The sequence below is a fragment of the Streptomyces sp. x-80 genome (assembly GCF_046549095.1).
Lineage (GTDB): Bacteria > Actinomycetota > Actinomycetes > Streptomycetales > Streptomycetaceae > Streptomyces > Streptomyces celluloflavus.
This window is the reverse complement of sequence record NZ_JAJPWM010000011.1, coordinates 206,600-220,438: the sequence shown is the minus strand read 5'-3', so window position 1 is coordinate 220,438 and position 13,839 is coordinate 206,600. Positions and strand designations below refer to the sequence as shown.

Here is a 13,839-nt window from a genome sequence, read left to right as displayed (position 1 = left end):
GCTACGCGGTGCCTCGGTGCGGGAATCCGCGGTCCGGGGCGGCGTGGCTCACCTGTCGCGCTTCTCCTTGATCTTCGCGGCCTTGCCGCGGAGCTCACGGAGGAAGTACAGCTTGGCGCGACGGACGTCACCGCGGGTCACGACCTCGATCTTCTCGACGATCGGGGTGTGCACCGGGAAGGTGCGCTCGACGCCGACGGAGAAGCTGACCTTGCGGACCGTGAAGGTCTCGCGCACGCCGGCGCCCTGACGGCGGATGACGACGCCCTTGAACTGCTGCACACGGGAGCGGCTGCCCTCGATGACGCGGACGTGGACGTTGACGGTGTCACCCGGGCGGAAGGCCGGGATGTCGCTGCGCAGCGACGCGGCGTCGACGTTGTCGAGAAGGTGCATGACCTACTGCTTTCTTCGTTGATGCCACAGGTCATCAACGGGATATCGGGATGATGTTCCGGAAGCCGTTCCGTCGGACGGGCGTCGTTCCCCCTGTGGCAGGGGCGCGCGCCGGACGCACACAGCAGCGGCCTATTCTTCCACGGCCTCGCACGTACGCCCAAATCGGCCGTCCTCGCCCAGGGACCAGCCCAGCGCGGCGAGGATCGCGCGGTCGTGTTTGTCGAAGGCGGCGGGGTCGGCGCGCTCGATCAGATCGGGGCGGTTGCGGTCGGTGCGGCGGAAGGCTTCGTCGCGGCGCCAGCGGGCGATCTTGCCGTGGTGGCCGCTGAGCAGAACCTCGGGGATGCCGCGGCCGCGCCACTCGGGGGGCTTGGTGTAGACGGGGCCCTCCAGGAGGTCGGCCATCGCTCCGGGGGCGAAGGAGTCGTCCTGGTGGGAGGCGGCGTTGCCGAGGACGCCGGGCAGCAGGCGGGCGACGGCCTCGACCATGACCAGGACGGGGGCCTCGCCGCCGGCCAGGACGTAATCCCCGATGGAGACCTCGCGCACGTCCAGGCGGTCGCCGTACTCCTCGATGACACGGCGGTCGATGCCTTCGTAGCGGGCGGGGGTGAACACCAGCCAGGGCTTGGCGGAGAGTTCGACGGCGAGCTGCTGGGTGAAGGGTTCGCCACTGGGGGTGGGGACGACGACGACCGGGGCGCCGTCGCCGGAGGCCAGGATCTCGTCCAGTGCCGCGCCCCACGGCTCGGGCTTCATGACCATGCCGGGGCCGCCGCCGTAGGGGGTGTCGTCGACAGTGTGGTGCTTGTCGTGGGTCCATTCCCGCAGGTCGTGGATGCGCACATCGAGCTGTCCGCGGGCGCGTGCCTTGCCGACGAGGGAGACATTCAGCGGTTCGAGGTATTCGGGGAAGATCGTGACGACGTCGAGGCGCATCAGCTGTCCTCCCGTTCGGCGGCGATCTCGGCCTGGCTCTCGTCGAGGAGGCCGGGGGGCGGGTCGATGACCGCGCGCTGCTCCTGGAGGTCGATCTCCGGGACGATCTCGCCGACGAACGGGATCATGACTTCGCTGCCGTCGGGCCGCTTGACGACCAGCAGGTCCTGGTAGGGCAGGTGGGAGATCTCGGCGATCCGGCCGACGGTGGTGCCGTCGCGGGTGACGACGTCGAGGTCGATCAGCTGGTGGTCGTAGAACTCCTCGGGGTCCTCGGGGACCTCCTCGGGGTCCACCTCCGCGATCAGCAGGGTGTTGCGCAGCGCCTCGGCGCCCGTACGGTCCTGGACGCCTTCGAAGCGCAGCAGCAGCCGGCCGCTGTGTACCCGGCCGGTCGCGATGGTCAGCGGTCCGGTGGCGGACGGCTCCGTGGCCAGCACGGCGCCGGGCGCGAGCCGCAGCTCGGGCTCGTCGGTCCGCACCTCTACCGTGACCTCGCCCTTGATGCCGTGGGCCCGGCCGATCCGTGCGACTACCAGCTGCACGCTGTGCTCCTCTTTGCGACTGAACTGCCACCGCTCTCGCCGGGTGGCCGAGGACCGTCGTGGTTCCTCAAACGATGGTGCGGAATGGGTGGTGCGGAGGGGCGGCTAAACGCCGCCGGTGGCGGACGCCGTGGCCGCGGACGACAAAGGCCGGGGACGGCTCGAAAGCCCTCCCCGGCCCGAGCCGGTGTTCTCTTTGTTCAGCGGACCTGGTCCACGTCGACGAGGTCGACGCGGATGCCCCGCCCGCCGAGAGCGCCCACGACGGTCCGCAGCGCGCGGGCGGTACGGCCGTTACGGCCGATCACCTTGCCGAGGTCGTCGGGGTGCACCCGTACCTCAAGCACGCGCCCGCGGCGCAGGGTGCGCGAGGCTACCTGCACGTCGTCGGGGTTGTCGACGATGCCCTTGACGAGGTGCTCAAGGACTTCCTCGAGCATGCTCAGGCCTCGGTCGACTCGGAGGTGGACTCGGCCTCAGCAGCCTCGTCCGCCTTCTTGTCAGCCTTCTTCGCCTTCGGGGTGATGGCCTCACCCTTGGGCTCGTTGCCGGACGCCTTGGCGGCGGCCTCGAAGAGATCGCGCTTGTCGGCCTTCGGCTCGGCGACCTTCATCGGCGCCGGGGCCGGCAGGCCCTTGAACTTCTGCCAGTCGCCGGTCACCTTGAGGATGGCCATGACGGGCTCGGTCGGCTGCGCGCCGACACCCAGCCAGTACTGGACACGCTCGGAGTTGACCTCGATGCGCGACGGGTTCTGCACCGGGTGGTACAGGCCGATCTCCTCGATGGCCCGGCCGTCACGGCGGGTACGGGAGTCGGCGATGACGATGCGGTAGTGAGGCGCGCGGATCTTGCCCAGACGCTTCAGCTTGATCTTGACTGCCACGGAAGTGGTGTCTCCTGGTCTTGACGTGGTGGGGCACAACGGGATGCCACGTGGGGTTGCGGTACTCGGGGTGCCCGATGGACGCGTCAGCCGGAGGAGAGAGGGGTCCTATGCGACTGTCGAGTACAGCTAGCCATTGTGCCACACGCCCCGGGATCACCCGACCGCGGCCACCTCAGGGATCCGGAACGGCTTACCGCAGCCGCCGCAGACGATCGGGGCCTGGGCCAGCACCGACGGGACGACCCGGACGTTGCGCCCGCAGTCGCAGACGGCCTTGACGCGGACACCGCCCCCGGAGGAGCCGTGCCGGGCGGCCGGGCCGCGGAAGCTGCGCGTGGTGTCGGTGGCCGTCGCGGCGGTGTGCGCCTTGAGCGCTCTGGCCAGTCGCTCGATGGTGGGGCGGTAGCGCCTCCTGGCCTCGGGGTTGAGTGTGACCAGGGAGAAGCCGCTGCTGGGATGCGGCTCGTCGGCGTGGTCCAGGCCCAGCTCCTCGGCGATCGCCAGGAAACGTCGGTTGTGGTAGCGGCCTGCGCGGGAGGTGTCGCGGATGCCGCGGGCGGCGGCGATGCCGTGGACGGCCTCGTGGAGCAGCCGTTCGAAGGAGAGCTCGGCGCCACAGGCGGACGAGGATTCTCCGATCAGGGACTCGGGGGCGGCCAGGTCCGGCAGCTCGGAGTGGTGCCGTTGAATATCGGCCCAGGCGAGCGCCAGCTCGGCGGCGAGAACAGGCGGTGTCGTGCTCACGTCGTGACAACGAGCCGGGGTCGCCCAGTGTTCCGATTCCGGGGCATCCCAAATAATTTGCACGTACCAGTCAGTTTCCGGTCATGGGTCATGCCGCGGGCCGGGTGCGCTGATCTGCGAAGAAGGCGCCCATCAGCCATCAAGTTGGCGCGTACCCACGCGTACGCCGCATGGCGCAGCCGGCCGGACGCACACCGGCCGGACGGGGCCGGGCGCCGGGGCGACGATCGCCGACGCGGCGATGTTACTGCGGGTATCGCAGGTCCCCGACACCGGCCCCGCGGCCGGACCGTCCGGCATCGGCCAGCACCGGCGACCGGCCTCGGCGGGCAGCGTCGTGCGGGCCGGACGGCGGGCGCTGCCGTGGCGGAACGGCGCGGGGCGGGGCACTCTGGAACGGCACGTCACGGCGCGTGCCCGGCGCATCCGGGGGCGCGCGGGAGACAACCCCGGCGCATCCTCTGGACGCCTGGACGGATGCGCAGTTGTCTGGTTCGCGGGGGCGCACAACGCGCGGACACGGGGGCGGATCGGCACTGAACAGCTTCGGGTTCTCGGCGAATAGGGGCGCTTGCGATGTCACCCACGCTCGTACGGCACCAGCTTCCGGACTCCGGGTCCACGGATCGTCCGGATCCCGCGGCGGCGGCTTCGGACGGCCTGTGCGCGCCCGCCGGCCCGCGGGCGCGCGCCCGTGACTGGGCCGAGATACAGGAGCGGATGCTGGTCCCGCTGTACGAAGCCGCGTACACCCGGCTGGGCGTCGGGCCCGGCACCCGGCTGCTGGGGCTGGGCTGCGGTTCCGGGCTGGCGCTGCTGCTCGCGGCGGGGCGCGGGGCGCGGGTCGGCGGCGTGGACACGGACGAGTACCGGCTGGAGCTGGCGCGGGAGCGGCTCACGCCGGACGGCCGGACCGGGGCCGCCCGGCCGGTCGGCGGCCGGCTCGACGAGGTGGCCGGCGGCGGCCCGTTCACCGTGGTGACCGCGTTCCCTCCGGTGGGTGGCGCGGGTTTCGCCGAGGGGCCGGTGGCCGCCCTGACGGCGGCGGCGGGCCTGGCGGAGCGCGGCAGCGCGGTGGTGCTGGGCGGCTGGGGCCCGGTGGAGCGGTGTGCGACGGCCGGGGTGCTGCGGGTGGCGCAGCGGCTGGCCGATCCGCTGCGGACGGCGGGCGGCTGGCGGCCCGGCGGCCGGGACGATCTGGAGGAACTGGCGGAGACGGCCGGGCTGCGGCCGGACGGATCGGGCCGGGTGGCCTGCCCGTTCGGGTACGCGGACGCGGCGAGCGCGGTGCGCGGGCTGCTGTCGACGGGTGCGTTCGACGCGGCGCTGGAGGCGGCCGGGCAGGCGCAGGTGGAAAAGGAGCTCCGCGAGGCGCTGCATCCGTATCTGCGGGCGGACGGGACGGTCTGGATGCCGAATGTGTTCCGGTATCTGATCGCGCGGACGCGGTAGGGGGACGCGGCGGAACGGCGGACGCGGTGGGGACGTACCCGGCGGGACCGTACGCGGGACGGGGAACCGTACGCGGGACGGGTTCGGCGGCGGACCGGAGCCCGGGTGGGGCGGTGCGCAGGTGTCCCCGCGGGCCGGGTGGGGCGGGTCGCCTGACATCTCGTCAGCATCCGGGATCCTGCGGGCCGTTGTCTGTGTGAACGCCCTCCGTGAACGCCCTCCGTGACCGCCGTGGACGAGCGGTTCCTGACCCGTGGCGGAGACGCCGCTCGGCAGTTGGCGGTGCTGCCGGTCCGGGGGCGGGGCGCGGCGGGCGGAGTCATCCGGCGGCCGCGGGCGTGTGACGTCGCCGAGCGGCTCAGGGCCGGCGGCGGGACCGTGCGGGCGGCGCTGTCGCTGCCGGCGGAGCCCGGCGCGAGCGGGACCGTGGACCGTGGCTGTCCGGGCACCTTTCCGGGCCGGGCCGACCGAGCGGACCGGTGCTCGCGGGCCCCCGGAGGGGACCTGGGCGGAGTGCTCGTCGATGCGGCTGCGGGACGTGTGCGCGCGGGAGCGGGCCGGTGCGGCGGCGGGGAAGCCGACGGAGCCGCTGGGCGCGCCCAGCGGCCGGCTGATCGTCACCGGCGGCCACGGCGACGGCCCTGTCATCGGCCGCTCCTGCCCCGGACCGCCCGGCCCGGTACGGCTGCCGGACGCACACGGACATGCCCCCGTCGCCTCCCCGTCCGGATCCGGCAGCGTTCGCACGCGGGACGCCGATGCGACCGGCGGGACCGGAGCGCGCGTGAGCCCCCGGCCGTCCGGCGGCCGGGGGCTCACGGAGCACGGTGACCCCGGGGTCAGCCCATGAACTTCTTGAACTCCTCGGGGAGTTCGAAGTTCTGCGGCTGGTCGCCGCCCTGCGGCAGGCCCAGCGGGTTGCCGGCCTGGGCGGCCTCGCGGCGGGCGACCGCGGCCTCTTCCTCGGCCTTGCGCTTCATCGGGTTACCGCTCTTGCGCTTGCCCTTGGCCTGCTTCTGCTGCTTCTTCTGGCGGCCGGGGCCACCGCCCATGCCCGGCATCCCCGGCATGCCCGGCATCCCGCCGCCCTGGGCCATCTTCGACATCATCTTGCGGGCGTCGAAGAACCGCTCGACGAGGTTCTTCACCGCGCTGACGTCGACGCCGGAGCCCTTGGCGATCCGGGCGCGGCGCGAGCCGTTGATGATCGTCGGCTCCTGGCGCTCGGCCGGCGTCATCGACTTGATGATGGCGGCCGTGCGGTCCACCTCGCGCTCGTCGAGGTTGTTGATCTGTTCCTTCATCTGCCCCATGCCGGGCAGCATGCCGAGCAGCTTGGAGATGGAGCCCATCTTGCGGACCTGCTCCATCTGGGCCAGGAAGTCGTCGAGCGTGAACTCCTTGGGGCCCTTCTGGAGCTTGGCCGCCATCTTCTCGGCCTCGGCCTGGCTGAAGGTCTGCTCGGCCTTCTCGATGAGCGAGAGCATGTCGCCCATGCCGAGGATGCGGGACGCCATGCGGTCCGGGTGGAACGCGTCGAACTCGTCCAGCTTCTCGCCGTTGGAGGCGAAAATGATCTGCTTGCCGGTGACGTGCGCGATGGACAGCGCGGCACCGCCGCGGGCGTCACCGTCGAGCTTGGAGAGCACCACGCCGTCGAAGCCGACGCCGTCGCGGAACGCCTCGGCGGTGTTGACGGCGTCCTGGCCGATCATCGCGTCGACGACGAAGAGGACCTCGTCGGGGCTGACCGCGTCGCGGATGTCCGCGGCCTGCTGCATCAGTTCCTGGTCGATGCCCAGCCGGCCGGCGGTGTCGACGACGACGACGTCGTACTGCTTGCTGCGGGCGTACTCGATGGAGTCCTTGGCGACCTGGACCGGGTCGCCGACGCCGTTGCCCGGCTCGGGCGCGTAGACGGCGACCCCGGCGCGCTCGGCGACGACGGAGAGCTGGTTGACGGCGTTGGGGCGCTGGAGGTCACAGGCGACGAGCAGCGGGGTGTGGCCCTGGGAGGTGAGCCAGCGGCCGAGCTTCCCGGCGAGGGTGGTCTTACCGGCACCCTGGAGGCCGGCCAGCATGATGACGGTCGGCGCGGTCTTGGCGAAGCGCAGCCGGCGGGTCTCGCCGCCGAGGATGCCGACGAGCTCCTCGTTGACGATCTTGACGATCTGCTGTGCCGGGTTGAGGGCCCGGGAGACCTCTTCCCCGCGGGCCCGCTCCTTGACCGCCGCGATGAAGGCCCGTACGACGGGCAGCGCGACGTCGGCCTCCAGCAGGGCGATACGGATCTCGCGTGCCGTGGCATCGATATCGGCCTCGCTCAGGCGGCCCTTGCCCCGGAGGTTTTTGAAAGTACTCGCCAAGCGGTCGGAAAGCGTATCGAACACGGCGGTCGTCGATCCTCGGGGTCGGGGGCAGAGGCAATCGCCTCCTAGGGTATCCGGCCCGCCGGGCAAGCCACCGCGGACCGCCGGTACCGGGACGGCCGGGCGGGCGCGGGCGAGGTGGCGCGGGTCACTCCAGGGCGCCCTGTACGTCGCGGGCGACGGCCGCGGCCCGCTCGGCGGTCAGCGGGGCGCCCGCGGTGTCGGTCACGTAGAAGGCGTCCACCGCGTTCGCCCCCAGGGTGCTGATGTGCGCGCTGCGGACGGTGACCTTGGCCGCCTCCAGGGCGCGGCCGATGCGGTGCAGCAGACCGTGGGCGTCCTGGGCGCGGACCTCGATCACGGTGGCGGCGCGGGAGCCGCCGGGGGCGACGGTGACGGTGGGCGGCGGGGCGAGGAGGGCCGCGTGCTGGTGCCGGGCGTAGGCGCGCTCGCGCTCCGCGAGGCGGGCGGGGATGTCGAGGGAGCCGTCCAGGGCGCGCACCAGATCCGCGCGCAGCCGGTCGGCCTCCGGCAGCGCGCCGTATTCGGCGGCCACCCGCCAGCGCAGCAGCAGGACCGGGCCGTCACCGGCCGGGTCGAGGGTGCGCAGGTCGGCGGCGTGCACGGTGAGGCGGTGCAGGGCCAGTACGCCGGCCGCGGCGGGCAGTACGCCCGGCTGGTCGGGGACGGCGATGAGCAGTTCGACGCCGACGGGTTCCGGGGCGGCGCCGGGGGTGCGGGGTGCCGTCGCGGCCGAGGAGCCGGCGGGGGTGTGCAGGGCCAGTACGGGCCCGCCGGTGCGCCGTGCCACGACGGCCAGCCGCTCCTGCTCCGGCGTCGGCCCGGCCGCGGCGCGGGCGGGCCGGTCCCGGCCCGCCAGGTGGGCGGCGACGCGGTCGGCCAGATCGGCGACGAGCCCGGCGCGCCAGGCGCTCCAGGCGGCGGGCCCGGTGGCGAGGGCGTCGGCCTCGGTCAGGGCGTGCAGCAGTTCCAGGGTGCCGGTGGTGCCGACGGCCTCGGCGACCGCGGCGACCGTCGCCGGGTCGTCCAGGTCGCGGCGGGTGGCGGTCTCGGTGAGCAGCAGGTGGTGCCGGACGAGGGTGGCGATCACCGTGGCGTCGCGGGCGTCGAGGCCGAGCCGGGCCGCCACGTCGCGGGCGATGGTCTCGCCGGCCACCGCGTGGTCGCCGGGCCAGCCCTTGCCGATGTCGTGCAGCAGGGCGGCGATCAGCAGCAGGTCGGGGCGGTGCACCCGGCGGGTCAGGGCGGCGGCCCGGACGGCGGTCTCGACCAGGTGGCGGTCCACGGTCCAGGTGTGTACGGGGTTGCGCTGCGGCCGGCAGCGGACGCGTTCCCAGTCGGGCAGCAGCCGCGTCACGATGCCCTCGGCCTCCAGGGACTCCCATACGGGCACGGTGTGCGGGCCCGCGCCGAGCAGGGTCACCAGCTGTTCGCGGGCCTCGGCGGGCCAGGGCACGGGCAGCGGGTGGGCGGCCATGGCCCGGCCGCACCGGCGGATCGTGTGCATCGCGAGCGGCAGTCCGGCCCGTGCGGCGGCGGCTGCGGCGCGCAGCACCAGTACCGGGTCCCGTTCGGGGCGCGCGGTGCGGGCCAGCACCGCCTCGTCGTCGTGCACGACGACGCCCTCGGCGAGCGGCAGCCGGCCCGCACCGCGGCCGTGCAGCAGCCCGCGCAGCACCGGTCTGCCGGAGCGGGCCCGCAGCACCCGGGCGACCTCACGCCAGGTGACGTCGGTGGCGTACGAGATGGTGCGGGCGGATTCGTAGGTCTGCCGCAGCAGGACGTCGGCGTCCAGCATGCCGAGGACGTGGGCGACCTGGTCCTGTTCCTGGAGGGCGAGCCGGTCGGTGGCGCGGCCGGTGACGAGGTGCAGTGCGTCCCGGGTGTCGAGCAGCCGGGCGCGGGCGGTTTCCAGGCCGCCGCGCGGGGCGTCGGCGAGCCAGGAGGCGGCGACCGCGCGCAGCGCGGTGGCGTCCCGCAGCCCTCCCCTGGCCTCCTTGAGGTCCGGTTCGAGGAGGTACTGGAGCTCGCCCTGCCGGCCGGCGCGTTCCCGGCACAGGTCGTGGAGTTCGGGCAGCCGGGCGGGGGCGCTCGCGCGCCAGTCGGCGTAGGCGGTGGTCCGCAGGGCGGCGGTGAGCGCCGGGTCGCCGGCCAGGTGGCGGGCGTCGAGCAGACCCAGTTGCACCTTGAGGTCCGCGCGGCCGACCTTGCGGGCCTCGGCGGGGGTGCGGACGGCGTGGTCGAGGTCCAGGCCGAGGTCCCAGACGGGGTACCAGAGGCGGTCGGCGAGCGCGGCGAGGGCGCCGGCGGCGGCCCGGCCGTCGTGCAGCAGCAGGAGGTCGAGGTCGCTGCGCGGGGAGAGTTCGCCGCGGCCGTAGCCGCCGACGGCGACGAGGGCGACGCCGGGTACGCCGGTCTCGGCGGCGGCGCCGGTCAGCAGGGCGGCGAGCCAGTCGTCGGTCAGCCGGGCGAGGGCGGCGCGGCGGGCCGGGCCCGCCGGTGCGGCGTCCTGGAGGAGCCGCAGCCGGGCCGCGGCATAGCCGCCGTCGGGGGCGGGCGCGGGGCCGGTCCCCGGGGTGGTGTGCTCACCCGGCAGGCGGTCCGGTTCCGCCGTGTCCGCGGCGTCCCCGGCGTCCCCGGCGTCCCCGGTTTCCTTGATGTCCTCGGCGCTGTCGGTCAACTCGGGTGCTCCTCGGTCGTGTTGTCCCCGGCACTGTCGCCCCCGGGTTTCGGTCTGGGCCGCGGCGGCGGGGGCGGCCGTCCGCCGCACGGGCGTCCCGCGCGCCCGGTGCGGCGGGGCGGTTTCCCGGCGCCCCGCCGCACCGCCGGGACCGCCGCGGCCGCCGCGGACCGCGCCGCCGTCACAGCGCGTCGGGCCCCCGCTCGCCGGTCCGCACCCGCACCGCTTCGTCGACGGGGACGCTCCACACCTTCCCGTCGCCGATCTTGCCGGTGCGGGCCGCCTGGACGACGACCTCCACCACCCGCGCGGCGTCCACGTCCGACACCAGCACCTCGATGCGGATCTTGGGCACCAGGTCCACGGTGTACTCGGCGCCCCGGTACACCTCCGTGTGCCCGTGCTGCCTGCCGTAGCCGCTGGCCTCGGTGACGGTCAGGCCGTGTACGCCGAACGCCTGCAATGCCTCCTTCACCTCGTCCAGCCGGTGCGGTTTGATCACTGCCGTGATGAGCTTCACCCGTTCACCCTTCTCGTCGTGCCCGGCGCCGTGGCCGCGTGGGATGCGGCGGCCGCACCCGGTGCCGGGGCCGTACGGGCCACCGTGCCACCGCCCGCCCCGGTGAAGTCGTATGCCGTCTCGGCGTGTGCGCTCTGGTCGACGCCGGTGAGCTCCTCGTCCTCGCCGACCCGGAAGCCCAGCACCAGGTCGATGACCTTGGCGAGGACGAAGGAGGCGGCCAGGGAGTACAGCAGCACGCAGACCACACCGACCGTCTGCTTGCCGAGCTGCGCGAAACCGCCGCCGTACAAGAGGCCCCTGGCGTCGCTCTGTACGCCGCCGGTGGCGAACAGGCCGACCAGCAACGAGCCCGCGATCCCGCCGACGAGGTGGACGCCGATGACGTCGAGCGAGTCGTCGTAGCCGAACCGGTACTTCAGGCCGACGGCCGCCGCGCACAGCACCCCGGCGATCACACCGATCGCGAGGGCGCCCAGCGGGCTGACCGCGCCGCAGGCCGGGGTGATCGCGACGAGTCCGGCGACCGCGCCGGAGGCGGCGCCGAGCGTGGTGAACGAGCCGTGCCGGATCCGTTCGTACGCGAGCCAGCCGAGCATCGCGGCGGCGGTGGCGGCCTGGGTGTTGACGAAGGCGACCGCGCCGACACCGTCGTCGTTGCCGAGCCAGGAGCCGGCGTTGAAGCCGAACCAGCCGAACCACAGCAGACCGGCGCCGAGCATCACCAGGGGCAGGCTGTGCGGCCGCATCGGGTCCTTCGTGAAGCCGATACGTCTGCCGACGACGAGGAGCACGCCGAGCGCCGCGGCACCGGCGTTGATGTGGACGGCCGTGCCGCCGGCGAAGTCGATGACGCCCAGGCCGGAGAGCCAGCCGCCCGCGGCCCACACCCAGTGGGCGACGGGGAAGTAGACAAGGGTGACCCACAGCGCGATGAACAGCGCCCAGGCGGTGAACTTCACCCGGTCCGCGAGCGCACCGCTGATCAGCGCGGGCGTGATGACCGCGAACATCAGCTGGAAGACCGCGAAGACGTGGACGGGGACGGTGCTGGTGCCCCACAGCTCGGTCAGGCCGATACCGCTGAGGCCGGCGAAGCGGCCCTGCCAGCCGATGAAACCGCCGCGGTCGGTGCCGAAGGCGAGCCCGAAGCCGTACAGGACCCACAGGGTCGTGACGATGCCCAGGCTGATGAAGCTCATCATCAGCATGTTGAGCACGCTCTTGACCCGGACCATGCCGCCGTAGAAGAAGGCGAGCCCGGGGGTCATGATCATCACCAGTGCGGAGCAGATCAGCACGAACCCGGTGTTGGCCGGGCTCAGGGAGATCCGCTGCGCCGCGAGGTCCGCTGCGGTCGTCATGCTGCCTGGGGCCATCGGCGTCTCCTCGTCGTCGATGCGGCCCGTACGGGTGCGATCGCGGGTGGGCCGGCTGTCGCCATGAGGGTGTCCCAGCACCATTTCGGCCGAAACCCGCCGGTGTTTCACCGCGGTGACGAAGCCTTCGCCAGTGTTACGCCCCGGTGAACTCCGCGTGCGGCGCGCCGCACGGAGTCCGGCCCCCTGACAGCCCCAACGGCGCAATCCCGCGGCGGGCGGCCCCACCACGGCGCGGGACGACAGCCCGGCCGCGGCCGTCACCCGGGTGACCTGGCATGGGGGAGCCGAGTCGGGCTGTCCGGGGTGGTGGCCGCGGCCGGTGTTCGGGGGTGTGCCGTCAGACGGCCTCCGCCGCGGTCTCCGGCAGCTGACGGCAGAGTTCGTCGCTCAGCCGGACCACCTCGGCGACGTCTTCGAACTCGCGCAGCGCGGTGTCGACGGTCTTGCGCAGCCGGGTGTTGACCCGTTCCGAGCGGACCTTCTGGGCGAACGGGATCGCCTCCTGCACCAGCGCCGCACCGCGCTCCGGCTCCTTTTGCAGCAGATGCACGGTGGCCATCCCGATGAGGTTGAGCGCGTAGGACCGCTGGTGTTCGGGGTCCTCGCCGAAGAGCTCCACCGCGCGCGCCATGACGGGTTCGGCGAGCGAGGCGTAGGTGGGGCTGCGGCCCGCGACATAGGCGAGATCGCGGTAGGAGTGGGCGTTCTCGGCGTTCAGTTCGGCCTCGGAGAAGAACCGGATCCAGTCCGGCTCGGGCTCGCCGGGCAGCACGTCGGAGAAGGTGTCCTCGGCCATCCGCACCGCCCGCTTGACCTTGCTCGGCTGGCCCATCCCGGCGTACGCGCGCGCCTCCATCGCATACAGCATGGCCTGGGTGCGGGCGGTGGCCGTCTCGCGGCTGCCGTACTGCGCGAGATGGATCAGTTCCAGCGCGTCGTCCGGCCGGCCGAGGTGGATCATCTGCCGGCTCATGCTGGAGAGGACGTACGAGCCCAGGGGGCGGTCGCCGGCCTCCTTGGCGGCGTGCAGCGCGAGGACGAAGTACTTCTGGGCGGTGGGCTGGAGCCCGATGTCGTAGCTCATCCAGCCGGCCAGTTCGGCGAGCTCGGCGGCGACCCGGAACAGCCGCCTGGCGGCGTCCGCGGGCTGCGGCTCCTGGAGGAGGTCGGTGACCTCGTGCAATTGGCCGACCACTGCCTTGCGGCGCAGTCCGCCGCCGCACTGCGCGTCCCACTGCCGGAACATCGCGGTGGTCGACTCCAGCAGTTCCAGCTCCGGCCCGGAGAGCCGGGAGGGCCGCTTGGCGCGGTCCTGGTGCGGCTCCCCGCCGCCCGGCGCGGCGGGCACCGGCACCAGCCAGCGCTGCATCGGCTCGATGAGGGTGGGCCCGGCGGCCAGCGTCAGCGAGGTGCCGAGGAAGCCGCGGCGTGCCAGCATCAGGTCGCTGCGGGAGAACTCGCTGATCAGGCTGACCGTTTGGGGCCCGGCCCAGGGCAGGTCCACCCCGGAGACGGACGGGGAGCGGTGGGCGCTGCGCAGTCCCAGCTCCTCGACGCCGACGACGCAGCCGAAGCGCTCCGAGAACAGCTCGGACAGGATCCGCGGAATGGGCTCGCGCGGCTGTTCGCCGTCCAGCCAGCGGCGTACCCGCGAGGTGTCGGTGCTGATGTGGTGGGCGCCCATCTGGCGGGCCCGGCGGTTGACCTGCCGCGCCAGCTCACCCTTGGACCAGCCGCTGCGCACGAACCACGAACCCAGTTGTGCGTTGGGGCGCTTGGCGGTCTCGCTGCCACCCGCGCCACCGGAGTCCGCGGTGCCGTTGCCGCCCACTGGAGTACCCCCATCCCGATCGTCGCCTCGTTGCGAACCACCCACAGGATGCCGCCTGTTGCGGCGCC

The 13,839-nt window shown here is 73.4% G+C and carries 13 protein-coding genes; 2 read left to right on the top strand and 11 right to left on the bottom strand.

What is annotated here, in order from left to right:
- Positions 1-48: 48 nt before the first annotated feature.
- From rplS to ACLJWH_RS23345, 6 genes are all read right to left on the bottom strand, one after another.
- Entirely contained in the window at positions 49-396 is a 348-nt protein-coding gene (gene rplS, locus ACLJWH_RS23370) for a 50S ribosomal protein L19 (RefSeq protein ID WP_411143684.1), read from the bottom strand.
- Positions 397-528: 132 nt separating this feature from the next.
- Entirely contained in the window at positions 529-1,338 is an 810-nt protein-coding gene (trmD, locus tag ACLJWH_RS23365; RefSeq protein WP_411143683.1) for a tRNA (guanosine(37)-N1)-methyltransferase TrmD, read from the bottom strand.
- Positions 1,338-1,883 (bottom strand): ribosome maturation factor RimM, encoded by a 546-nt coding sequence (gene rimM, locus ACLJWH_RS23360; RefSeq protein ID WP_411143682.1) that lies wholly within the window; start codon positions 1,881-1,883, stop codon positions 1,338-1,340. Before rimM ends, trmD begins: the two co-directional genes overlap by 1 nt.
- Positions 1,884-2,083: 200 nt before the next feature.
- Positions 2,084-2,323, bottom strand: coding sequence for an RNA-binding protein (locus ACLJWH_RS23355; RefSeq protein WP_411143681.1), 240 nt, complete (start codon positions 2,321-2,323; stop codon positions 2,084-2,086).
- 2 nt (positions 2,324-2,325) lie between these two features.
- The gene (gene rpsP, locus ACLJWH_RS23350; RefSeq protein WP_411143680.1) at positions 2,326-2,769 is read right to left on the bottom strand and encodes a 30S ribosomal protein S16; all 444 of its coding nucleotides are present in this window, start codon (positions 2,767-2,769) and stop codon (positions 2,326-2,328) included.
- A 156-nt stretch (positions 2,770-2,925) separates the two neighbouring features.
- Positions 2,926-3,516, bottom strand: coding sequence for a hypothetical protein (locus tag ACLJWH_RS23345; protein WP_052859901.1), 591 nt, complete (start codon positions 3,514-3,516; stop codon positions 2,926-2,928).
- 576 nt (positions 3,517-4,092) lie between these two features.
- Between ACLJWH_RS23345 and ACLJWH_RS23340 the strand changes: the two genes are divergently transcribed.
- Both ACLJWH_RS23340 and ACLJWH_RS23335 read left to right on the top strand, forming a co-directional pair.
- On the top strand, positions 4,093-4,968 hold the full coding sequence (locus ACLJWH_RS23340) for a methyltransferase domain-containing protein (RefSeq protein WP_411143679.1): 876 nt from the start codon (positions 4,093-4,095) through the stop codon (positions 4,966-4,968).
- 523 nt (positions 4,969-5,491) lie between these two features.
- Positions 5,492-5,818, top strand: a complete 327-nt coding sequence (locus ACLJWH_RS23335; protein ID WP_411143678.1) for a hypothetical protein — start codon at positions 5,492-5,494, stop codon at positions 5,816-5,818.
- Here ACLJWH_RS23335 and ffh read toward each other — a convergent pair.
- From ffh to ACLJWH_RS23310, 5 genes are all read right to left on the bottom strand, one after another.
- Positions 5,808-7,358 carry a signal recognition particle protein gene (ffh, locus tag ACLJWH_RS23330; protein ID WP_411143677.1) on the bottom strand — a complete coding sequence of 517 codons (1,551 nt, stop codon included), beginning with the start codon at positions 7,356-7,358 and terminating at the stop codon, positions 5,808-5,810. The genes ACLJWH_RS23335 and ffh overlap by 11 nt on opposite strands.
- 127 nt (positions 7,359-7,485) lie before the next feature.
- The gene (locus ACLJWH_RS23325) at positions 7,486-9,954 is read right to left on the bottom strand and encodes a [protein-PII] uridylyltransferase (RefSeq protein ID WP_411143773.1); all 2,469 of its coding nucleotides are present in this window, start codon (positions 9,952-9,954) and stop codon (positions 7,486-7,488) included.
- A gap of 265 nt (positions 9,955-10,219) precedes the next feature.
- The gene (locus ACLJWH_RS23320; RefSeq protein WP_411143676.1) at positions 10,220-10,558 is read right to left on the bottom strand and encodes a P-II family nitrogen regulator; all 339 of its coding nucleotides are present in this window, start codon (positions 10,556-10,558) and stop codon (positions 10,220-10,222) included.
- Positions 10,555-11,937: an ammonium transporter gene (locus ACLJWH_RS23315; protein WP_411143675.1), complete on the bottom strand. Its 1,383-nt coding sequence runs from the start codon at positions 11,935-11,937 to the stop codon at positions 10,555-10,557. The genes ACLJWH_RS23320 and ACLJWH_RS23315 overlap by 4 nt, the downstream gene beginning before the upstream one ends.
- Before the next feature lie 340 nt (positions 11,938-12,277).
- A complete protein-coding gene (locus ACLJWH_RS23310; RefSeq protein ID WP_411143673.1) occupies positions 12,278-13,771 on the bottom strand; it encodes a hypothetical protein in 1,494 nt (497 codons plus the stop codon).
- Positions 13,772-13,839: the final 68 nt, after the last annotated feature.